This is a genomic window from Pseudoxanthomonas sp. 3HH-4 (genome assembly GCF_006716465.1).
Taxonomy (GTDB): domain Bacteria; phylum Pseudomonadota; class Gammaproteobacteria; order Xanthomonadales; family Xanthomonadaceae; genus Pseudoxanthomonas_A.
In genome coordinates this window covers 1-21893 of sequence record NZ_VFPB01000002.1, presented here as the reverse complement: position 1 = coordinate 21893, position 21893 = coordinate 1, and the positions used below count along the sequence as shown (strand labels likewise).

The following is a 21893-nucleotide window of genomic DNA, read 5'->3' as shown; positions in this document are numbered from 1 at the left end:
ACCTGGAGCCAGCGATGAAGAGCAATACAACAACGATTCTGGTCGCCGTCGGCGCGCTGCTGGTGGGTGCCGTGGCCACGGCTGCCTTCCTCAAGGGGGGCGAAAAGGGCGCTGCCGGCCAGGAGGAGCTGGCGACAACTGCAGATGGCGCGCTGATCGCCGACGATGCGGCGGCGACCGACAACGAAATCCCGATGGGCACGCTTCAGTACGCCACCGTGGTGAAGACCGATCCGGTGACCAGTTCGGAGAAGCTGTACGCCACGGTGATCGGAACCGAGCCCGTGCGCGAGACCACCACCACCAGCACGCCGCGGGAAGTCTGCGAGGACGTGGTGGTGCAGGAGCGTGCGCCTGAGCGCGACGGCAATGTCGGCGGCACGGTGGCCGGCGCGGTGATCGGCGGTCTGCTGGGCAACCAGGTGGGCAGTGGCAGCGGCAAGAAGGCCGCCACCGTCGCGGGCGCCGTCGCTGGCGGCGCCATCGGCAACCAGGTGGACAAGCGCCACGTGGGTGGCAAGGTCGTCAGCCGCACCGAGCGGCAGTGCCACACCGAGAATGCGACCTCCGAGTCCTCGCGCGTGACCGGCTACAACGTGACCTACCGCAATCCGGATGGCACCACCGGCACCATGCGCATGGACAGCAAGCCGGGTACCCGTATCGCCATGGGCACCACCGACAAGGTCATCGGTTATGACGTGACCTACCGCTTCGATGGACAGGACAAGACCATTCGGATGGACCAGAAGCCGGGCGAGCGCCTGCCGGTGATCGATGGTCAGGTGGTGACCCAGACCGCCAGCGTGGACACGCCCGAGCAGGGCTGAACCCGGGCCCCCCGCCGGGGCCTGCATTTCAACGTGGCACCCCGCGAAGGCCGGCGTTTCGCCGGCCTTCGCTTTGCGGACTGGCGCTTACCGGCGCGGGGGCCACCGCATACAATCGCCGGATACCTCAAACGCCGGTTGAAGCACGATGGCTCTGAACCCGTACGACCTGTTCGATGTCCGTTCCCTGCTGAGCGAAGAAGAGCGTGCCGTGCAGGATGCGGTGGCTCGCTTCACCGACGAACGGGTGCGCCCGATCATCGGCGATGCCTTCGACCAGGGCCGGTTCCCGAAGGAACTGGTGCCCGAGATCGCCGAACTCGGCTTGCTGGGCTCTTCACTGCCGGAGAAGTACGGCTGCGCCGGCCTCAACGCGGTCAGCTACGGCCTGATCTGCCAGGAACTGGAGCGCGGCGACAGTGGCATCCGCAGCTTCGTTAGTGTGCAGTCCTCATTGTGCATGTATCCCATCTACGCCTACGGCAGTGAGGAACAGCGCCAGCGCTGGCTGCCGGACATGGCCGCCGGCAAAGTCATCGGATGCTTCGGCCTGACCGAGCCGCACGGCGGCTCCGACCCGGCCAACATGAAGACCACGGCGCGCCGCGATGGCGACGACTGGGTGATCAATGGCTCCAAGATGTGGATCACCAACGGCAACCTGGCCGACATCGCCATTGTCTGGGCGCAGACCGACGAGGGCATCCAGGGCTTCCTGATCGAGAAGGGCACGCCCGGTTTCACCGCCCAGGAGATCAAGCACAAGATGAGTCTGCGGGCATCGGTGACCAGCGCGCTGTTCTTCGACAACGTGCGCCTGCCCGACAGCAGCCGCCTGCCCAACGTCAAGGGCCTGAAAGGACCGCTGGGTTGCCTGACGCAGGCGCGCTACGGCATCACCTGGGGTCCGATCGGCGCGGCTATCGCCTGCCTCGATGAGGTGTTGGGCTACACCAAGGAGCGCATCCTGTTCGACCGCCCGGTGGCCGCCACCCAGAGCGCGCAGATCAAGATGGCCGAAATGGCCCGCCGCATCACCTTGGCGCAGCTGCTGTCGCTGCAACTGGGCCGTCTGAAGGATGCCGGCACCATGCAGCCGTCGCAGGTGTCGCTGGCGAAGTGGAACAACTGCCGCATGGCCATCGACATCGCGCGAGAGTGCCGCGACCTGCTCGGCGGCGCCGGGATCACCACCGAGCATGCCGCGATCCGTCATGCGCTGAACCTGGAATCGGTGATCACTTACGAAGGCACGGAAACCGTGCATCAGCTGGTGATCGGTCGTGAGCTGACGGGCATCAACGCGTTCTGACGCTGGCATGGGTGCAGGGAAGTCGAGCGTCGCTGCTCGTTGTGTCCGGTTTTCTGGTGGGATGGTGTGGCGTCGATGGACCTTTCCAATCTCCAGCTTGAAACTCCGCGCCTGTTGCTGCGGCTGCCGCGGCGGGAGGACTACGAAGCCTGGGCGGCGTTCGGCGCCGATGAGGAAGCCACGCGTTTCATAGGTGGCACGCAGGCACGGTCGCCCGCGTGGCGAAGCCTCGCGGCCACATTGGGCAGCTGGCACCTGCAGGGGTTCGGGATGTTCTCGGTGATCGAGAAGGCGACGGGTCGCTGGGTTGGCCGGATAGGGCCATGGCAGCCTGAAGGCTGGCCGGGTACCGAGGTCGGCTGGAGCATCGCGCGGGAAGCCTGGGGTCGCGGTTATGCGCCGGAAGCGGCCGCGGCCAGCATCGACTGGGCGTTCGAACACCTGGGTTGGGACGAGGTGATCCACACCATCGATCCGGTCAACGCCAATTCCAAGACGGTAGCCGCCAAGATCGGATCGACCTACCTGCGCATGGATCGCCTGCCCGAACCGCACCATGAGAAACCGGTCGAGGTATGGGGTCAGGCGCGAGCGCAGTGGCAGGCCCGCAGGTCGGCCCTACCGTGACCCCAACGTCCGCGCTGCACGCAGGCTTGCACGATGCCTTGCCGCAGATGGCGCGGATGTTCTGCGATCCGTGGTGGATCATCGGAAGCGCGGCGATGGTGCTGGCCGGCGTTCCCGGCATCGTGCCGCAGGACATCGATGTGCTCTGCAGCCGGCAGGATGCGCTGCGATTGCGCGAGGCCTGGAAACAGTATGTCGATACGACCTACCGCCCCGCGGACGAAACCCGCTTCCGTTCCACCTTCGCGCGTTTCGTGCACCTGCCGATGCCCGTGGAAGTCATGGGTGGTCTGGAGCTGATGACGGAGGCGGGATGGCAGGCGGTGCGGGTGCACGACGACATGCGCATCGACATCGCAGGGATCGCCGTGCGCCTCCCGATGCTGGAAGAACAACGCCGCATCCTGCTCGCGTTCGGTCGCGGGAAGGATCTCGACAAGGCCGCCCGCATTCCCGTCCCGCCGGAGCATCCGCATGTCGCCTGAGTCCGTCACCGTCCACGGCATGTCCACCTCGGGCAACTGCCACAAGGTGCGCCTGCTGCTCGAACAGCTTGGCCGGCCATACACGTGGATCGAGGTCGACAGCGCCAACGGCGGCACCCGCACGCCCGCGTACCTGGCGAAGAACCCGAACGGCAAGGTGCCGATGCTGGAGCGCGCCGATGGTGCGGTCCTGGTGGAGTCGAACGCCATCCTCTGCTGGCTGGCGGAGGGCAGCACGTACCTGCCGGCCGATGCCTGGCAGCGTGCGCAGGCGCTGAGCTGGCTGTTCTTCGAACAATACAGCCACGAGCCTTACATCGCGGTGGCGCGCTTCATCCGCGGCTGGACACCGCTGGACTCGCCGCGTCGCGCCGACCTGCCGCGCCTGCACGAGCGGGGCGCACAGGCGCTGGCTGTGATGGAGAAGCATCTCGAACGGGCAGCATGGTTCACGGGTCCCGCATATGGCGTGGCCGACATCGCGCTGTTCGCGTACACCCACTGTGCGGGGGATGGCGGTTTCGATCTGTCCGCATACCCGCGCATCACCGACTGGCTGGCGCGCATGCGCGCCACGCCAGGCTTCGTTTCCATGCCGGGCGTGAGCGATGACGTCGCAGCGCGCCTGGCGTCCTCCTGATCCTGAGCGAGCACATGACTGCACATCATCCGATTCCGGCCCGCATGAAGGGCCTCAACCGTGCCGAGATCTGTGACCAGAACTTCATCGAGTTCGTGAAGGACTGGAGTGGGCATGTCGGCGCGAAGCCGGCGGCCGGCGACGCGGTACTCCCCGGCAGCATGCTGGATGCGAAAGGCTTCATCGAGCTGCTGGAATCCCAGCTGATCTCGCGGCACCTCGACCTGATGGCACGCGTACTGCGCGTGCAGAACAAAGTCTTCTACACCATCGGCAGCTCCGGGCACGAGGGAAATGCGATGGTCGCGCGGTTGACGCGCCATACTGACCCCGCCTTCCTGCACTACCGCAGCGGCGGTTTCATGGCGGAACGCTTCCGCAAGCTGCCGGGCATGGACCCGGTGATGGATTCCGCGCTCAGCTTCGCCGCGAGCGCGGACGATCCTGCCTCTGGTGGTCGTCACAAGGTGTGGGGCAGCAAGCCGTTGTGGGTGTTGCCGCAGACCTCGACCATCGCCTCGCACTTGCCCAAGGCGTTGGGCTCGGCGGTGGCGATCGAGCAGGCGCGCCGCATCGGCCATGCGCTGCCTATTCCAGACGACAGCATCGCGATCTGCTCGTTCGGCGATGCCTCCAGCAACCATGCCACCGCGCAGACCGCGTTCAATGCGGCAGCGTGGACCGCGTACCAGAAGCTGCCAGCGCCGGTGCTGTTCGTCTGCGAAGACAACGGCATCGGCATCTCGGTGAAGACGCCGGACGGCTGGATCGGCCGCAATTTCCGTGATCGCAAGGACCTGGACTACTTCCACGCCGATGGCCTCGACCTGGCGACCGGCTACGGGCAGGTGCAGGCGGCGGTGGATCACTGCCGGCGTACGCGCCGACCGACCTTCCTGCACCTGCGCACCACGCGGATCATGGGCCACGCGGGTACCGACTTCGAGATCGAATGGCGCCCGCTGGAAGAATTGTGCGCGGTCGAGGCGACCGATCCGCTGCTGCGTTCGGCGGCGATCGCGCTGGAATCCGGACTCGTGTCCAAGGACGCGCTGCTCGGCCTGTATGAAGCCACGCGGAAGCGCTGTTTCGCCGCAGCCGAGGACGCCGACCGTCGTCCGCGCATCACCACGCTGGAACACGTGATGGCGCCGCTGGCGCCGTATACGCCCGATGCCGTGGTGGCGGAGGCGGCGCGCACGGCGCCACACGACAAGCGCGTTGCGGCATTCGGCAGCGAAGACAAGCTGCCGGAGAAGCTGCCCCCGCGCCACCTGGCCATCCAGATCAACAACGCATTGCACGACCTGTTCTGCAAGTATCCGGAGACCCTGCTGTTCGGCGAGGACGTTGCGCAGAAGGGGGGCGTCTACACGGTGACCAAGGGGCTGCAGAAGGCGTTCAAGGGCACGCGCGTGTTCAATACGCTGCTGGACGAGACCATGATCCTCGGCCTGGCACAGGGCTATGCGAACCTGGGCATGCTGCCGATCCCGGAAATACAGTACCTGGCGTACTTCCACAACGCCTGCGACCAGATCCGCGGTGAGGCCGCCAGCCTGCAGTTCTTCAGCAACAACCAGTACCGCAACCCGATGGTGGTGCGGATCGCCGGCCTCGGCTACCAGCGCGGCTTCGGCGGCCACTTCCACAACGACAACTCGATCACCGCGCTGCGCGACATCCCGGGCCTCGTCGTGGGCTGTCCGTCGCGTGGCGACGATGCGGCCACCATGCTGCGCACGCTGGCGGCGCTGGCGAAGGTGGACGGCCGCGTGACGGTGTTCCTGGAGCCCATCGCGCTGTACATGACCAAGGACTTGCACGAAGCAGGCGATGGCCAGTGGCTGTTCCCGTATCCCGCGCAGGACGAAGCGATGTCGCTGGGCGAAGGCCGCGTGTATGGCGAGGACGCGGAGGATCTGGTCATCTTCACCTACGGCAACGGCGTGCCGATGAGCCTGCGTGCTGCGCGCAGCATCGAGAAGAAGCATGGTTGGAAGGTGCGCGTGGTCGATCTGCGCTGGCTGGTGCCGCTCAACGAGGCGTTCATCGCCAGGCAGGCGGCATCGGCCAAGCGCATCCTGGTCGTCGACGAGGGCCGCCATGCCGCCGGCGTGGGCGAAGGCATCATCACCGCGATCGCGGAAGCGGGCTACCGTGCGCGGCCCTTTGAACGCGTGGTCGGTGCCGACACCTATACCCCGCTGGCGGGTGCGGCGTTCCTGGTGCTGCCGGGCGACGAGGACATCGTCGCGGCGGCCGACCGGCTGGCATGATGGCGGTCCCCGCCCGCTCAGGAACAGACATGTCCACGCGTCGCATCGGCGTCATCATCGGCAGCCTGCGCGCCGGCTCCTTCAACCGCCAGCTGGCCGGTGCCGTGCGTGCGCTGGCGGGCGACCGTTTCGTGTTTGAAGAGATCGGCATCTCCGACCTGCCACTGTACGACCAAGACGACGATGCAGACTTCCCCGCGGCTGGCACGCGCTTCAAGCAGCAGGTGGAAGCCTGCGATGCCTTGCTGTTCGTCACGCCGGAATACAACCGTTCCATCCCGGGCGTGCTGAAGAACGCCATCGACATCGGTTCGCGCCCGGGGGGAAGCAATTCGTTCGCGGGCAAGTACGCTGCCGTGATCGGCACGTCGCCTGGCGCGCACGGCACGGTGTCCGCGCAGCAGCACTTGCGCAACGTACTGGCGGCGGTGGATGTCGCGCTGCTGCCGCAGCCTGAGATCGCCATCCAGTACCGCGAAGGTCAGATCGACGCGGACGGCGCCGTCAACGACGAGCGCCTGCGCAAGCGGCTGCAACTGTTCCTCGACCGCTTCGAAGCCTGGCTCGCCTGAGCCTCAGGCGGGACGCAGCAGCGCGATGCCATCCCGCAGGCGTTGCAGCGGGTGCCGGTCCAGCGGTCGTTCGTCGGCCAGCGTGCGCGCCAGTACGCGCCGGAACGGGGCGAGTCGGCGGCCGGCACGCAATACGGTTTCGCGCACGATGCGGGCGGGTGCGCGGTCGTTCGTGTACAGCTCCACGATCGCGCGCGTGGCCAGGTACAGCGGCCGCGATCCACGGCGGTGACGGCGCTCGTAACGCGCGAGTCCTTCCGCGCAGCCGAGGTCAGCGCCGCAGTGCAGCGCTTCGCGCGCCATGTCGGCCAACCGTTCCACACTGGCGAGTCCCAGGTTGAAGCCGTGCGCCGTCACCGGGTGCATGCCCACTGCGGCATCGCCCACCAACGCAAAGCGGCGGCCGATGAAGCGGCGCGCGTACACCCCCACCAGCGGGTACACGTGGCGGCTGCTCTCCAGTCGCATGTGGCCGAGGCGATGCCCGTAGCGCTGTTCCATTTCGCGGGCGAAGGTGTCCACGTCCAATCCCGCCAGCCGCTTCGCCGCGCTGTCGGGCAGGGTGACGACAATGGAGGACTGGTGTTCCTGCAGCGGCAGCAGCGCAAGCGTCTGGCCGTGGCCGAACCATTCCCAGGCCACGCCCCGGTGCGGCTGCTCATGATGCATCCGGCACACCAGCATGCTCTTGCCGAAATCGTACTGGTCCGCGCCGATACCCATCGCGCGGCGCGTTTCGGAGAAGCGGCTGTCGGCGGCGACCAGCAACGGCGCCTCCAGTCGCAGGCCGTCCCCCAGCGTGACGCAGGCATGGTCGTCGGTCGTGCGGACGGCATGGATCCGCGCACTGTCGAACACGTCCACGCCGGGCAGGTCGCAGACCGCCTTCCAGGCGGCCTCGCGGATGCAGTGATTGGGCACCAGCATGCCCAGCTCAGGCTTGCCGGCCAGGCCGGCATCGATGCGCATGTCGTGCAGGCAATCGCCTTCCATGACGCGCGCTGCGCGCAGTGGCGAGCAGGCATTCTCGGGCAGGAGCTGCCAGATGCCGAGATCGCGCAGCAACCGCATCGACGCATGCGTCAGGGCGATCTCGCGGCCATCGAAGGCGGGTTCGGCGATGGCGGCGCGCGGCTGGCGTTCCACCAGCGCCACCTTCAGGTCAAGGTCGCACAGGGCCTTGGCCAGGCACAGGCCGGCCGGGCCGGCGCCGATGATGATGACGTCATGATGCATGCGCATGCCTCCGCTCGGGTTCCGGAGCAGTCTAGGCGGCTGCGTGCAGGCGTCATTGATGTGGATCAATCCACGCGCAGAAGGCGTCAGCGGCGCAGGCCGTCCAGCAGTGGCTGTCGGGTGAGCGGATGGCTGTCGGCGAAAAGGCCGGTGCCTGCATGCTCCAGCGGCATCACCGCCAGCAGCACGCTGCCTTCGCCATCCGTCGATACGCAGGCGACTTCGCCGACATCGCGATCGCCTTCGCGCACGGGCGTACCCACGGCGACCGTGCCGTTGGCACTGAAGCACTGCAGCGAACGCTTGGCCTTGCCGAGGAAATGCGTGCGCGCCACGATCTCCTGGCCTGGATAGCAGCCCTTCTTGACGCTGTACGCGGACAGGCGATCGAGCGCGAGCTGTTGGGGCGTCCACTGTTCGCGCTGCGAGGCGGGCAAGCGGGGCAGGCCATGGCGCAGGTCGGCGACCTGCCAGGCAGCCTGCGACGCCGGATCCTCCGTGGCGGGAGGACCGATGCGCCACATGCGTGGACCGCCGTCGCCACCGGCATCGAACTCGATCGCGCCTTCGGCTTCGTCCAGCATGGCACCCTGCGCACGGATCGGCGCGGCGAACGCGCCACTGACCGCGATGTCGTCCGGGACATCGATCTTCAACTTTCGTCTAAACACGAACCGGCGCAGCGCCTCGGCGAAGGGGCCGGCGGGATGATCGGGCAGCACCAGCCACAGGCGATCTCCGGACAGCCTGGCCAACGCGAATACCGCGATCACACGCCCTTTGGGCGTCAACCACGCATTCCACTGCCAGTGTCCCGGCGCCAGCGCGGCGACATCATTGGCGAACTGGGCGTGGGCGAAAGCCACGGCATCCGGGCCTTCCAGCGTCACCAGTGCATGGTCGGGCAGGCTGAAAACCGGCGCAGTGGTAGGGGAAAGGTTGTAAGCCAAGGGGGCGGGGATTAAAATTTTGTGCGTTGCGAGACCGCCATGATAGGTCAAACTCCCCCGACTACCGACCCCGATCCCGGAACACAGCCGTCCGATACCTCACCGCCGACATCCGGCGAAGGGGCAGCAGGCACGGCCGTGCAGAAGGAGATCGGTGGCCGCGACGGGCCCGAGCCCACGCGTTACGGGGATTGGGAAAAGAACGGGCGCTGCATCGATTTCTGAGCAGTGCACGTAAAGCCAACGCGGTCCTGACCGCCCAGCCGAGACAACGAGCGCAACGAATGGCGACTCCACAACGTCCGCTTTCCCCCCATCTGCAGGTCTACCGTTGGCAGATCCAGATGGTGACCTCCATCCTGCATCGCGCCACCGGCATCGTGCTCGCCGCAGGCGCCTTGCTGATCACGGCGGGCCTCGTCGCGCTGATGATCGGCCCGGATGCCTGGAACTGCTTCACCGGACATGCGGGCGCCTGGTACGGCCAACTGTTCCTGTTCGGCTGGACCTGGGCCTTCGCTTACCACCTGTGCAACGGCATCCGCCACATCGTGCAGGACTTCGCCATTGGCTACCGCATCGCCACGTTCGTGCGCAGCAGCTGGCTATCGGTGATCGCCAGCCTGGTCATCACCGCCCTGGTGTGGGGCTATGTGCTGCTGGGAGGTGGCGCGTGAGCGATTTCCGTACCCCCATCAAGAACGCGCGCGGTCTCGGCTCGGCGAAGACCGGTACCGAACATTTCGTCCACCAGCGCCTGACCGCTACCGCGCTGGTCGCGCTGACGATCTGGTTCCTGGTGTTCGTGCTGAGCCTGTCCGGCGCCGACTACGTCACCGCCACGGCCGCCATCGCCAAACCGTGGAACGCCATGCTGCTGGTCGGCTTCCTGGTCGCCATGTTCTGGCACGCCCAGCTCGGCCTGCAGGTCGTGCTGGAAGATTATGTGCACAACTCGCTGCTCGCCCTCGCGGTGCAGACCACCGTCAAATTCATCGCCGTGCTGGGCGCCATCGTGAGCGTCTTCGCCGTGGCCCGCATCGCGCTGGGGAACTGAGCCACATGTCCGCTTACAAGATCACCGAACACAAGTACGACATGGTCGTGGTGGGCGCCGGCGGCGCCGGCCTGCGCGCGACCTTCGGCCTGGCCGCCAAGGGCCTGCAGACCGTGTGCCTGACCAAGGTCTTTCCGACCCGCTCGCACACTGTGGCGGCGCAGGGCGGCATCTCCGCCGCGCTGGGCAACATGGGCGAGGACGACTGGCGCTACCACTTCTACGACACCATCAAGGGCTCGGACTGGCTGGGCGACCAGGACGCCATCGAGTACATGTGCCGCGAGGCCATCCCGGCCATCATCGAGCTGGAGCACTACGGCGTGCCGTTCTCCCGCACCGAGGACGGCAAGATCTACCAGCGTCCGTTCGGCGGCATGACCACCAAGTTCGGCGAAGGCCCGCCGGCGCAGCGCACCTGCGCCGCCGCCGACCGCACCGGCCACGCCATGCTGCACACGCTTTACCAGCAGTCGCTGGCGCACGATGCGCGCTTCATGGTCGAGTACTTCGCGCTGGACCTGATCTTCGACGAAGAAGGCGCCTGCCGCGGCGTGTTGGCCCTGGACATGGCCACCGGCACGCTGCACCTGTTCCGTTCGCATGGTGTGGTGCTGGCCACCGGCGGTTACGGCCGCGCGTACTTCTCGGCGACCTCCGCCCATACCTGCACCGGCGACGGTGGTGGCATGGTGATGCGCGCCGGCCTGCCGATGCAGGACATGGAGTTCGTGCAGTTCCACCCCACCGGCATCTACGGCGCGGGCTGCCTGATCACCGAGGGCGTGCGCGGTGAAGGCGGCATCCTGCGCAACAGCAATGGCGAGCGGTTCATGGAGCGCTACGCGCCTCACTACAAGGACCTGGCCTCGCGCGACGTGGTCAGCCGCTCGATGACCATCGAGATCCGCGAAGGCCGCGGCGTGGGCGAGCACAAGGACCACATCCTGCTTGACCTGACCCACCTGGGGCCGGAAGTCATCAACGAGAAGCTGCCCGGCATCGCCGAGAGCGCCCACATTTTCGCCGGCGTGGACGTGACCAGGCAGCCGATCCCGGTCATTCCGACCGTGCACTACAACATGGGCGGCATCCCGACCAACTACCACGGCGAAGTGGTGCGCAAGGTCGGCGACAACCCGGATGCGGTCGTTCCCGGCCTCTACGCCATCGGCGAGGCGGCCTGCGTGTCGGTGCACGGCGCCAACCGCCTGGGTTCCAACTCGCTGCTGGACCTGGTGGTGTTCGGCCGCGCGGTCGCCAACCGCTGCGCCGAGACCATCAAGAGTGGTTCGTCGCACAAGCCGCTGGCGGGCGACGCCTGCGACAAGGCGCTGGCGCACCTGGACAAGCTGCGCAACGCCAACGGCGATACGCCGACGTCGGTGATCCGCGACAACATGCAGCGCACCATGCAGGCCGATGCCGCGGTCTTCCGCACCAGCAAGACGCTGAAGGAAGGCTGCGACAAGATGGCCGACATCTTCTCCAGCTTCCAGGACGTCAAGGTCAGCGACCGCTCGCTGGTCTGGAACTCGGACCTGATCGAAACATATGAGTTGCACAACCTGCTGCTCAATGCCGTGGCCACGATCAACTCCGCCGAACAGCGCCACGAGAGTCGCGGTGCGCATGCGCACGAGGACTTCCCGGAGCGCGACGACGTCAACTGGCAGAAGCACACACTGGTCAACGTGGCCGACGACGGCGCGTGCAGCTTCGATTCCCGCCCCGTGCACATGTACACGCTCAGCAAGGACGTGGATGTGGTGCCGCCCAAGCCGCGCGTCTACTAAAGCCGTGAATGGTGATTCGTGATGGGTGATTCGCCGGCCGCCCCAGGTGCCGCGATCCGCTTCTTCGAATCACTAATCACTCATCACGAATCACGGACTTAAACCCATGGCTGAATTTTCCCTCCCGAAGAACTCGCGCGTCACCAAGGGCAAGCACTTCCCCGCGAAGGGCGCCAAGAACGTGCGCACCTTCAAGGTGTACCGCTGGAACCCTGACGACGGCGCCAATCCGCGCACGGACACGTACGAGATCGATCTCGACAAGTGCGGTCCGATGGTCCTGGACGCGCTGATCAAGATCAAGAACGAGATCGATCCCACGCTGACGTTCCGCCGCTCGTGCCGCGAAGGCATCTGCGGTTCATGCGCGATGAACATCGACGGCACCAACACGCTGGCGTGCACTAAGGCCATCGGCGACTGCACCAAGGCGGAAGTGCCGATCTATCCGCTGCCGCACATGGACGTGGTGAAGGACCTGGTTCCCGACCTGACCCACTTCTACGCGCAGTACGCCTCGATCAAGCCCTGGATCCGCACGCAGACCCCACCGCCGCCGGATCGCGAGCGCCTGCAGTCGCCGGAAGACCGCAAGAAGCTCGATGGCCTGTACGAGTGCATCCTGTGCGCCTGCTGCTCGACCAGCTGCCCCAGCTATTGGTGGAACGGTGAGCGCTACCTGGGCCCGGCGATCCTGCTGCAGGCTTATCGCTGGATCATCGACTCGCGCGACGAGGACACCGGTGCGCGCCTGGACGATCTGGAAGATCCGTTCAAGCTTTACCGCTGCCACACGATCATGAACTGCGCACGGACCTGCCCGAAGGGGTTGAACCCGGCGCTGGCGATCGCCGAGATCAAGAAGTTGATGATGGCGCGTCGCGCCTGACGCCATGGGCGCTGCACCTGCCACGGCGATCCTCTGGCCCGCGGTGGCGATGGCCGGCCTGACCTTCCTGGTGTGGGTCAGGCTGTATCAGTTGCGCCTGGGTGAGATGGCGCGCAAGCGCATCGATGCGCAGGCGCTTGGGAGCGCCGCCGACGCCGTCCGCCTGCTGGCCGACACGCGTGCATCGGACAATTTCCGCAACCTGTTCGAGCTGCCCGTCCTGTTCTACGCCGGCGTGCTGATGTCCGCGCAGCTCGGCGTGGCGGATACCGCGTCGCTCGTGCTGGCGTGGTCCTTCGTCGGCTTGCGTGCCGTGCACAGCGTGGTCCACTGCACGTTCAACCATGTCATGACGCGCTTCGTGGCCTATGCGCTGGCGACGCTGGTGTTGTTCGCGTTCTGGGTGCGGCTCGCCCTGGCCCTGGCCGCCGCATGACCGACGATCCCGAACTCAAGCGCATCCGTTGGCGCTGCCGGCGCGGCATGCGCGAACTGGACCAGTTGTTCGACCGCTACTTGGCGCGCTGCTGGGCGACCGAATCCGAGCCGCAACGGGTGGTTTTCCTACGCCTGCTCGATTGCGAGGACGATAAGCTCTGGCGCTGGTTCATGGGCTATGAGCAGTGTCCCGATGTCGAAGTCGCCGCGCTGGTCGAACGGATCCGTCAACTGCCGGCTTGAGTGGCGACCGTCGCGCCTGCTGCAGGCGGTGCTGATCCTGCTGGGGCTGTTGGGCGCGATGTCGGTGCTGGCCAGCGAGATGCCTGGCCTGTTCGCGTGGCCTCTTGCCGTCGCTTCGCTCGGCTACGGCGCGTGGCGTGCGCGCCGGGAGGGGAGGTTGGAGCGTCTCGCGTTCTGGTTCCCCGGCAACGGCCGCCCACCCACCGTCGACGGCCGACCGATGCTGGATGCACACCTGCAGTGGCGGGGTCCGCTGGCGTTCCTGCGCTGGAGAGCGTGCGCCGGCGGGCGCTGGCGGCATGCAGCCTGGTGGCCGGACACGCTGCCCGCCCCGCAGCGGCGTGAACTCCGGCTTGCTGCGGGCGACGGGGACGCTGGGCGGCACCGGAGGGATCGGGCACCATAGGCCGATGTTCAAGCCCATTCCTGTCGCCATCGGCCTGCGCTATCTCCGCGCCAAGCGCCGCAACGGTTTTATCTCCTTCATTTCGCTCGCTTCGGTCCTGGGCATCGCGTTGGGCGTGATGATCCTGATCACCACGCTGTCGGTGATGAGCGGGTTCCAGCGCGAGATCCGCGACCGCCTGTTGCAGGCCACCGCGCATGCCACCGTGATGGGCGCGGGTGAAGCGATGCAGGACTGGCCGCATGCGACCAAGGTCGCCATGGACGATCCGCGCGTGGCCGGTGCCGCGCCCTTCATCCACGTGCAGGCCATGCTGACCGGCAACGCCGATCCGCAGGGCGCGCTGGTCACCGGCATCCTGCCGGGGGAGGAGCCCAAGGTCTCCGTCATCGGCGACAAGATGAAGGCGGGCTCGCTGGATTCGCTGAAGCCTGGCGAATTCCACATCCTGCTCGGACAGGAACTGGCGGCCTGGTTGCGTGTCGGCGTCGGCGACAGCGTGGTGGTCACTGCAGGCGATTTCCAGGGCACTCCCATGGGGGCGATGCCCAAGATCAAGCGGTTCACTGTTACGGGCATCTTTTCCGTGGGTCACAACGATGTAGACCGCAACCTGGCGCTGGTCCATATGAGCGATCTCCAGCGTGTTTTGCGAATGGGCGAGGGCGTTACCGGCGTACGCATGAAGCTGCACGACATGTACCAATCCTGGGAAGTCGCGCGCGATCTGGCGCTGCGATTGCAGGGTCCGTACCGCATCAGCGACTGGACCAGCGAGAACGCCAACCTCTACCACTCGCTGAAGATGGAAAAGACGGTGATGGGCATCCTGTTGTCCTTCATCATCCTGATGGGCGCGTTCTCGCTGGTGAACTCGCAGGTCATGCTGGTAACCGACAAACAGGCCGACATCGCCATCCTGCGCACATTGGGCCTTACGCCGCGCGGCGTCATGCAGGTGTTCATGGTGCAGGGCGTCCTGATCGGCGTGATGGGCACGGTGCTGGGCGTGGTCGGCGGCATTCTGCTGACCATCAATCTGGAATACATCCTTGCCGCCATCGAGGCGGTGTTCAAGGTGACGTTGTTGCCTCCTGACGTGTACTACATCACCGGCCTGCCGTATGAACTGGACGCGGGCGAGGTGGTGCTGATCGCCGCCGTTGCCCTCACCATGAGCTTCCTGGCCACGCTGTATCCCGCATGGCGCGCCGCCCGCACGCAGCCGGCGGAGGCGCTTCGCTATGAGTGAACCGAATCGCATGAACGACGCCATCCGTTCCGCCGTCATCCACGCCGAGGCGCTTGGCAAGACCTACGCGGAAGGCAAGCTGCGCACGCCCGTGTTCGATGGGCTGGAGCTCAATGTGCAGCCCGGCGAAACCGTGGCGATCGTCGGGGCGTCCGGTGCCGGCAAGAGTACGTTGCTGCATCTGCTCGGCGGACTGGATACGCCGACCTCGGGCGAGGTATACGTGGCCGGGCAGAAGATGTCTTCATTGTCGGATGCCGCGCGTGGCCAGTTGCGCAACAAGGCGCTTGGCTTCGTCTACCAGTTCCATCATCTGCTGCCTGAATTCACCGCGCTGGAGAACGTCATGATGCCGGTGATGCTGGGCGGTGCCGCCACAGATGACGCGGGCAGCAAGGCCAGGTCGCTGCTCGAAGCGGTGGGGCTGGGTCATCGTCTGGCGCACAAGCCGGGCGAACTGTCAGGCGGCGAGCGCCAGCGTGCCGCAGTGGCGCGGGCGCTGGTGAATCAACCCGCCTGCGTGCTGGGCGACGAGCCCACCGGCAACCTGGACGAGAAGACGGCTGCGACGGTGTTTGACCTGATGCTTGAACTCAATCGTGCTCAGAAGACCAGCCTGGTGCTGGTGACCCACGATCGGCGGCTGGCGCGCCGGCTGGACCGTGTGCTGGAACTGCACGAGGGAAAACTGCGCGAACTGGCGCAGGACGCGGTCTGACCTGTGCAGAAGCCGCTGGGTCATGACATCTGAGCGCTGATTGGAAGACAGTTGCTGAATTAAGCCGACCCGCGAAGCGGGTTCGGCTTGAATGAATTGTTAGGCTCCGCCCGCGGAATGCAACACCACGGAATCGGCGCCGACCTTAATGCTAAAGCCGCTCATGAAAGTGGCTACGAGATGGGTGCAGCCCTCTCCAGGTTGGTTTGAGGTGAACCCCCGCATCTCGGCCACTAGTTCATCCCAGATGAAGCCGATGGAGTCAAGGCAGTCATCCTCCGTGAACGGTATGGCCGGATCTCGTTCTTGGGCTTTGAACAAATACACGCCGGTAAAGGAGAGGAGCAACTCGGATGGCTCCATCGGCTTTACCCACCCCCCGACACCGCGACGCCAGCGCAGGTCCAGCGTCCGTTGCGTCGGGTTGTACGACAAGCCTTGAAACTCAAAGTTGTTATGGAGGTCATAATGATCAGGGCTGCGCTGTAGCGCGATGAAGTCTTCTGAAATTGAGAATCCGACTAGCTTCATGCGGGGCCTAACACCAGAATTAAGCCGACCCGCGAAGCGGGTTCGGCTTGAATAAATTGTTAGGCAGCATCCGAGACACGGAAACTACTGCCGCAGTGAAAGCAAGTAAATGCTCGTTTTTTGAGGACGTCACGAACGACTGTAGCCCATGCGGCGTCCCCGTCGGATGCTACGCTCGGATGCGGCGGTGCAAACCCCTGGATAGTCGGATGCTTGCCACATTTTGGACAACTGTGCGACAGGGCAAGGGCAACATGCAATAGAAGCGCGAGTGCGGCAAGAGCAAGTGAAGCATAGAAGAGGTGCATATGCGCTCCGATCAGAATCACGAGGCCAAGCACGGCAAGGAAAACTAGTGTCAGTATCCACGTTAGCTGGACGGCGTAAGCGTCTAGGAGTATCAGCCGAGATTGAGGATAACGTTGCACTGTCTAATGCTGCCTAACACCTGAGTTAAGCCGACCCGCGAAGCGGGTTCGGCTTGGACGAACTGTTATGCGCGCCAAGGTAAACCCGAAGCCGGTGGCCCGCAACGGGGCTGGGAGACCAGGGAGCACGGACAAAGCTTCCGCCAGCACGGGGCAGGTCGAGGCCAGCAAAGATCGAAGCCGAGAGCGCCGCCAATCCGTAAGCCATGAAGCCATCCTTTGCCGAGCGGCGCGAACGCGATGCGCCCGAAGCCGATTGAAGCGAAGTGGGGGGAGTGCGAGCGAGTCGAACAGATCAGCTACCGATCAACGCCGAAGCCAGCGCCGGAGCGGAGGCTGCAGCATCACCGAAGCCGACAACACCAACACACCTACCCACGCATAACACCGGAATTAAGCCGACCCGCGAAGCGGGTTCGGCTTGAATGAATTGTTAGGTGCCGTCCAGTGATTGCTACATGCACCATTGCCGCTTCACCGAACCACTCAGGTAGGCCCAGTTTCTACCCTCATGCTCGGGAAGCTGAGTGAAGGTATGCGCTGCATAGCTACACTCATGAGTCGACTTTAGCTGCACGCATGCAGTGTAGGAAGCTGGCTCGCTCAAGTACCACAAGATAGCTTCAGGCTGTCGTGAGACGCCTGCCATGGCAAGAAGCTCACGACTGATCTCAGGCGGATTGGTAAGGACCCAGCCATCTCCAAGCATCGTACCGCAGGTTGCTTCGGGAGTTTCCATAGGTGCATTCCTCACCCCAGGAGGTTGCGAGCTGCATGCAGTTGCAGAGGTTAAAGCAAGCAAGAAAACCAATTGCTTCATAGGCACCTAACACCGGAATTAAGCCGACCCGCGAAGCGGGTTCGGCTTGAATGAATTGTTAGGCGGCACACTAACACCCCTAACGAGGAAGTGGACACCCGGACTCAGCCCAGAGACGAAGGGAGTCTGACAAGGGAGTTAACTCCTCCAATGCCAGAGCTCCAAGGCCACAGATGTAGACGGGATGGGCCGGTCGCGCGCAGCTGACAAGTAACCCACGACCACCACTATCGTCTCCAACAAGCAAGTAGCCGGGAACGTAGTTAGCTACCTCGAATGTCGTGTTTCTCTCAGCAAGGTCCTCTCGCCCATAAAGCAATAGTCCATCGGCCCGCGGCACACCGTCTTGCTGCTCTACGAAGGCGAGAATGCTCGGATGATTCATTGCCTGTCACTGTGAATGCGAGGATGGCCCATGTGCCGCCTAACACCGGAATTAAGCCGACCCGCGAAGCGGGTTCGGCTTGAATGAATTGTTAGGGGGCTGGCCAGTGACGCTCAATTGGGAACTCCAATGGCTGAAACCACCTTGCGCGGTATGCTGCATCTCGCACGACTTTGCGTTGGCGATCGCGGATTTTAGCGATGTGCAAAGTGTCACCATCCTTCAGCTCTATGAAGCCAGTTTCGGATCTTGCCTCATCCCAGAAAAAGATGCGCTGCGAGTAAAGATTGTCCAGTGAGCCGTGCCAGACAAGGAAGTGCCAAGAACGGCCATCAGGGCCGTGCAACGGGCCTTCAAGATTTTGACCGCGCCACCAACTCACACAGCCCCCTAACGCCTGAGTTAAGCCGGCCCGCTTTGCGGCCACGGCAGAGTGACAATCCTACGGCGCTCTGCCGTGGCCGCGAAGCGGGCTCGGCTTGAACCAATTGTTAGACAGGGCCTTAGCCAAGCCCAAGTAGTTTTAAGCCGATCGCGATCGCGGTGCTAACTATGACGCCAGCCCCAAAAAGGAAGTAGTCGCGCTTTGCGCTACGTTTCTCACCTGATCCAATAATTTTGGCAAAGTGCTCAACTGCTGGGAGCGGCATATTCTGAAGCGCGTCAACACGCTGCTTTAGCTCTAGCTCCTTGTCCTCTAGTTCAGCGAGTTCCTCCGCCAGTTTCAGGGCGGCCCTCTCTTTCTCTTGAGCTACGCGAGAAAGCTCGGAAAGCACGGAATCTACTTGTTCAGATGCATCGGTTAGGCTAGCGGTAAGTTCAGAAAGCCGTTCGCTGTAACTCTTTTCAGCTGGCGCAGTCTGTATGTTGAGAATGTGTCTCACAGCCTTACGGATCGCTTCCGTCGAGGCAAGCCCACCAAGGGTCATGCTGAGTAAGCCAGCCAGCAGTGAAACTAGAACCTCAATCCCCACGAAACCATCTCCCCTGTCTAACACCTGAGTTAAGCCGACCCGCGAAGCGGGTTCGGCTTGAATGAATTGTTAGGCATGCGCCTCGACGGACGATGCCCAGAACAGAGTGCTTTGGTCTTCCAGTAGCTCGCAAACCTCAAGGCTAGCCTCGGACTCCCACCCACGATCTGCGGTGCTCTTTACTTGAATGTGCTGCAGTTGCGGTACCTGGAAGGGGCCAAACTGCTCGAACCTAGGGTTGCTAAAGACGAGCGTGCGAATGGAGCCGCCGTTGTGCTGCAGTGTGATTGCTACCGATATTGGAGCAGACGTGTCTGGCGATAGATCAACGCAGTAGCGCGTAACTGTCCATTCTCGGGGATCCTTTAAGGGTTCAAGTGAGTGGCTCATAGCATGCCTAACACCAGAATTAAGCCGACCCGCGAAGCGGGTTCGGCTTGAATGATCTGTTAGACCCCGCCCATCTAGACAGACATGGCCACTGCAAGAAATCCTGAACTAAGCCACACGAGAAAGCAAAGCCCGGCACAAGGCAGCACAAGCACGCGCGAACACGCGCCAATAGCTGCGACGACCGCAACCGCGAGAGTGGAGCCCCAGAACATGGTGTGTGCCCCGGGTCCCCAAACGAGCCAATAAGGTGGACCAATAAGCGAGGCGCTCAAGATCGAACCGGTAGGTAGCCAGTCGGGCTTGCGCAGCACGACTAGACAAAGGGCGATGTAAGAAAGAACAAAGAGAAGCAACGACGTCGTTGCGACAACTGCGAATAGCCGACCATCTGATGCTGTCGAGGACTGCGTGGTCATCGTGAACCCTGCTGCGGGGCCTAACACCAGAATTAAGCCGACCCGCGAAGCGGGTTCGGCTTGAATGAATTGTTAGCGGGCAGAGACGCGCCAGTGCAATCCACGGCCGCCAGCTTTGTGAATGCCAACAAACATCGATGTGGGTGATACATCACTTGGGCAACTATAGAACGTATACGAGCGGTCTAGCTCGACCGCGTCCGGCCACCACGACGGACGATAACGTGATGGGACAATGACAGAAGGCATAACAAATTTGCACTGGATTGGTGGGCGCCAGCTATCTCTGTTTGAGATATTGAATGCCAGGGCGCTCTCATTTGTGTCGATATTATGGATCTCACGAAGCTGTGTTGCGCTGGCGGGGAGCCACTCGGGAATCCAGCCGCTTGAAATGCCGCCGCGCGAAGCTGCTGCCGCCATGTCAGGGTATGAAGTCTCCGCGACATCAATGCTGTCGCAGCCTGCCAAAGCTGAAACTAAGAGAACGGCAAGTTGCGACAATCTCCCCATGCCCGCTAACGCCTGAATTAAGCCGACCCGCGAAGCGGGTTCGGCTTGAATGAATTGTTAGCGCCCGCCCGACACAACTGCGGGAGAGCGCTCTTGGATTGCACGAAAGTAAGCGAAATGTCGCATAGCGTACTTATTGCCAATGGGTGCTGATGCCACCATCCGGGGCCAAAGATCATCGAAACCGACTTTGCGGAGTAGGCGCGCGTACTCCTTGAACTCGCGAGGTGTATTGCCGTCAGCTAGCATGGCCGCCACTCGGCGCTTTATGCGTGTCTTGAGGGCCTGCGATAGGTCTGCGTTCTTTAAAGCTCGGGCGGTATTGCTCTTGAGTGTGCGCCCGAAAGGAAAGGTGCTGTCCTGCTCTATGAACTCGACGCCTAGGGTTGCACATGCTGGATCGCCGGCCTTAATGCCCTCTATGACTGGCTCCATGATTGGGTAGATCCAGGTCGTGTCAGGCCGCACGTAAGTCTTTGGCTGAAGCGAGCGGGGTGCCTGAACTCCCAGACGAGCGCAATACTCCAAGTGCCTGCTCTGGACGGCGCCAACGCTCCAGTTGCCTTTGCCGTTGTAATCGCGAATCTGCATTGAGGGCGCTAACGCCTGAATTAAGCCGAGCCGCGAAGCGGCTTCGGCTTGAATGAATTGTTAGGGCGCACCCGCGGGCTCCAGGCCGACGACTGCCCGCATGTACGCGTACCGTGGATCTGGGGAGAGCGTATCTGGATAGTCCCAGACGGTCATCTGCTTGAGGCTGGTGCCATGTTGCTCAAGCTCATTGTCGATGCGAGCTGCAATCTCTGGCGAAGCGCCCAACACGACTACATCTAGCTCGCAGAGTACGGCCCAATTGCCTGATGGATCAGAGAGAACGTGCTCTAGTGACTGGTTAGCGGGACGGCTAGTTACGGCATGGAACGCGGCCCAACTGGGTGCGACACCTAGGGCCGGAGGTTGCTCCGGCGTATAGAAGGCGACGCAAAACTCTTTGGAGCCGGTTGCGGCCATGAGCGCCTCAAACAAGAAGCGAGGCATCATTGTCGCGTCGAAGCGGTCGCGGTTTAGGCAGCATCCGCGCCACGACGAATCCACGAACGGCGGAATGCAGTCGCCAGCCTCATTGAAGAAGCGAGCTCTTGGATTGGCTTCTTGTTGCACGTCCGAGGTACTCACCAGTGCGCCCTAACGCCTGAATTAAGCCGCGCCGCGAAGCGGCGTCGGCTTGAATGAATTGTTAGACCTTAGCTAGCGTCTGGGAGAGTAACTGGAACAGCGAACTGAATCCTTGATGCGGTGACATTCTCAGAGTTTGATTGACCGCTACTGCCGAGATTGATAGCGCCAGCCAGAACTCCAATTCCACCTTTTGTGCCAGAACCTTCGGTTGCAGTAATTGCCAGATCGAACCGAACCAAATGAGCTGCACGACCGCTTGCCCAAGCCATCCCGAGCTTAGTTAACTCGGCGGTACCGCTATTGATGTGGGGATTGACTTGCGCTCCTGGCAGATTGACCTTGCCTTGAGCGTCGCGCACCCCTTCGATGATGTCGACAAGAGCTTGTGACACGAACTCTTTGAGCTGCATGGATCTCTCCAATAAGGTCTAACACCAGAATTAAGCCGACCCGCGAAGCGGGTTCGGCTTGAATGAATTGTTAGGGGCAGCTCCGTGAAAGCTCGACATACCGGTCGCGAGAAA

23 protein-coding genes are annotated in these 21893 nt (G+C 63.5%); 17 read left to right on the top strand and 6 right to left on the bottom strand.

All coding sequences use genetic code 11. The features are described 5' to 3' along the window. Nucleotides 1–14: 14 nt before the first annotated feature. From FB548_RS07415 to FB548_RS07385, 7 genes are all read left to right on the top strand, one after another. Entirely contained in the window at nt 15–830 is an 816-nt protein-coding gene (locus FB548_RS07415) for a glycine zipper 2TM domain-containing protein (RefSeq protein ID WP_142124161.1), read from the top strand. 148 nt (nt 831–978) lie between these two features. Next, nucleotides 979–2142 (top strand): acyl-CoA dehydrogenase family protein, encoded by a 1164-nt coding sequence (locus tag FB548_RS07410; protein ID WP_142124160.1) that lies wholly within the window; start codon nt 979–981, stop codon nt 2140–2142. 75 nt (nt 2143–2217) lie between these two features. Next, complete coding sequence (locus FB548_RS07405; protein ID WP_142124159.1) at nt 2218–2769, top strand: GNAT family N-acetyltransferase; 552 nt, start codon at nt 2218–2220, stop codon at nt 2767–2769. After that, nucleotides 2766–3254, top strand: a complete 489-nt coding sequence (locus FB548_RS07400; protein WP_142124158.1) for a hypothetical protein — start codon at nt 2766–2768, stop codon at nt 3252–3254. The genes FB548_RS07405 and FB548_RS07400 overlap by 4 nt, the downstream gene beginning before the upstream one ends. Beyond that, nucleotides 3244–3894 (top strand): glutathione S-transferase family protein, encoded by a 651-nt coding sequence (locus FB548_RS07395; RefSeq protein ID WP_142124157.1) that lies wholly within the window; start codon nt 3244–3246, stop codon nt 3892–3894. The genes FB548_RS07400 and FB548_RS07395 overlap by 11 nt, the downstream gene beginning before the upstream one ends. Nucleotides 3895–3908: 14 nt before the next feature. Beyond that, nucleotides 3909–6173 (top strand): thiamine pyrophosphate-dependent enzyme, encoded by a 2265-nt coding sequence (locus tag FB548_RS07390; RefSeq protein ID WP_142124156.1) that lies wholly within the window; start codon nt 3909–3911, stop codon nt 6171–6173. A 29-nt stretch (nt 6174–6202) separates the two neighbouring features. After that, on the top strand, nt 6203–6745 hold the full coding sequence (locus tag FB548_RS07385) for an NADPH-dependent FMN reductase (RefSeq protein WP_142124155.1): 543 nt from the start codon (nt 6203–6205) through the stop codon (nt 6743–6745). Nucleotides 6746–6748: 3 nt separating this feature from the next. Here FB548_RS07385 and ubiM read toward each other — a convergent pair whose 3' ends face one another. Together ubiM and FB548_RS07375 are read right to left on the bottom strand one after the other, a co-directional pair. Beyond that, on the bottom strand, nt 6749–7981 hold the full coding sequence (ubiM, locus tag FB548_RS07380) for a 5-demethoxyubiquinol-8 5-hydroxylase UbiM (protein WP_142124154.1): 1233 nt from the start codon (nt 7979–7981) through the stop codon (nt 6749–6751). Between the two features lie 86 nt (nt 7982–8067). Beyond that, nucleotides 8068–8931, bottom strand: a complete 864-nt coding sequence (locus FB548_RS07375; protein WP_255470411.1) for a folate-binding protein — start codon at nt 8929–8931, stop codon at nt 8068–8070. Nucleotides 8932–8970: 39 nt separating this feature from the next. Between FB548_RS07375 and FB548_RS07370 the strand changes: the two genes are divergently transcribed. From FB548_RS07370 to lolD, 10 genes are all read left to right on the top strand, one after another. Further along, nucleotides 8971–9156, top strand: coding sequence for a DUF1674 domain-containing protein (locus FB548_RS07370; protein WP_142124153.1), 186 nt, complete (start codon nt 8971–8973; stop codon nt 9154–9156). A 59-nt stretch (nt 9157–9215) separates the two neighbouring features. Beyond that, a complete protein-coding gene (sdhC, locus tag FB548_RS07365; RefSeq protein ID WP_142124152.1) occupies nt 9216–9608 on the top strand; it encodes a succinate dehydrogenase, cytochrome b556 subunit in 393 nt (130 codons plus the stop codon). Further along, complete coding sequence (sdhD, locus tag FB548_RS07360; RefSeq protein WP_142124151.1) at nt 9605–9988, top strand: succinate dehydrogenase, hydrophobic membrane anchor protein; 384 nt, start codon at nt 9605–9607, stop codon at nt 9986–9988. Before sdhC ends, sdhD begins: the two co-directional genes overlap by 4 nt. Nucleotides 9989–9993: 5 nt before the next feature. After that, nucleotides 9994–11784 carry a succinate dehydrogenase flavoprotein subunit gene (gene sdhA, locus FB548_RS07355; RefSeq protein WP_142124150.1) on the top strand — a complete coding sequence of 597 codons (1791 nt, stop codon included), beginning with the start codon at nt 9994–9996 and terminating at the stop codon, nt 11782–11784. A gap of 106 nt (nt 11785–11890) precedes the next feature. Beyond that, nucleotides 11891–12673: a succinate dehydrogenase iron-sulfur subunit gene (locus FB548_RS07350; RefSeq protein ID WP_142124149.1), complete on the top strand. Its 783-nt coding sequence runs from the start codon at nt 11891–11893 to the stop codon at nt 12671–12673. 4 nt (nt 12674–12677) lie between these two features. Beyond that, entirely contained in the window at nt 12678–13109 is a 432-nt protein-coding gene (locus FB548_RS07345) for an MAPEG family protein (RefSeq protein ID WP_142124148.1), read from the top strand. Next, complete coding sequence (locus FB548_RS07340) at nt 13106–13354, top strand: succinate dehydrogenase assembly factor 2 (RefSeq protein WP_142124147.1); 249 nt, start codon at nt 13106–13108, stop codon at nt 13352–13354. Before FB548_RS07345 ends, FB548_RS07340 begins: the two co-directional genes overlap by 4 nt. Then, complete coding sequence (locus FB548_RS07335) at nt 13305–13760, top strand: hypothetical protein (RefSeq protein ID WP_142124146.1); 456 nt, start codon at nt 13305–13307, stop codon at nt 13758–13760. Before FB548_RS07340 ends, FB548_RS07335 begins: the two co-directional genes overlap by 50 nt. 4 nt (nt 13761–13764) lie before the next feature. Further along, nucleotides 13765–15012 (top strand): lipoprotein-releasing ABC transporter permease subunit, encoded by a 1248-nt coding sequence (locus tag FB548_RS07330; protein ID WP_142124145.1) that lies wholly within the window; start codon nt 13765–13767, stop codon nt 15010–15012. Next, nucleotides 15005–15730, top strand: a complete 726-nt coding sequence (gene lolD, locus FB548_RS07325; RefSeq protein WP_142124144.1) for a lipoprotein-releasing ABC transporter ATP-binding protein LolD — start codon at nt 15005–15007, stop codon at nt 15728–15730. The genes FB548_RS07330 and lolD overlap by 8 nt, the downstream gene beginning before the upstream one ends. Nucleotides 15731–15829: 99 nt before the next feature. Here lolD and FB548_RS07320 read toward each other — a convergent pair whose 3' ends face one another. The 4 genes from FB548_RS07320 to FB548_RS07305 all read right to left on the bottom strand — a co-directional run bounded on the left by FB548_RS07320 (nt 15830) and on the right by FB548_RS07305 (nt 21779). Further along, complete coding sequence (locus FB548_RS07320) at nt 15830–16261, bottom strand: hypothetical protein (RefSeq protein ID WP_142124143.1); 432 nt, start codon at nt 16259–16261, stop codon at nt 15830–15832. A 2136-nt stretch (nt 16262–18397) separates the two neighbouring features. Continuing rightward, on the bottom strand, nt 18398–18868 hold the full coding sequence (locus tag FB548_RS07315) for a hypothetical protein (protein ID WP_142124142.1): 471 nt from the start codon (nt 18866–18868) through the stop codon (nt 18398–18400). 1973 nt (nt 18869–20841) lie between these two features. Further along, entirely contained in the window at nt 20842–21351 is a 510-nt protein-coding gene (locus FB548_RS07310; RefSeq protein ID WP_185742024.1) for a hypothetical protein, read from the bottom strand. Between the two features lie 83 nt (nt 21352–21434). Then, nucleotides 21435–21779 (bottom strand): hypothetical protein, encoded by a 345-nt coding sequence (locus FB548_RS07305; RefSeq protein ID WP_142124140.1) that lies wholly within the window; start codon nt 21777–21779, stop codon nt 21435–21437. Nucleotides 21780–21893 lie beyond the last annotated feature (114 nt).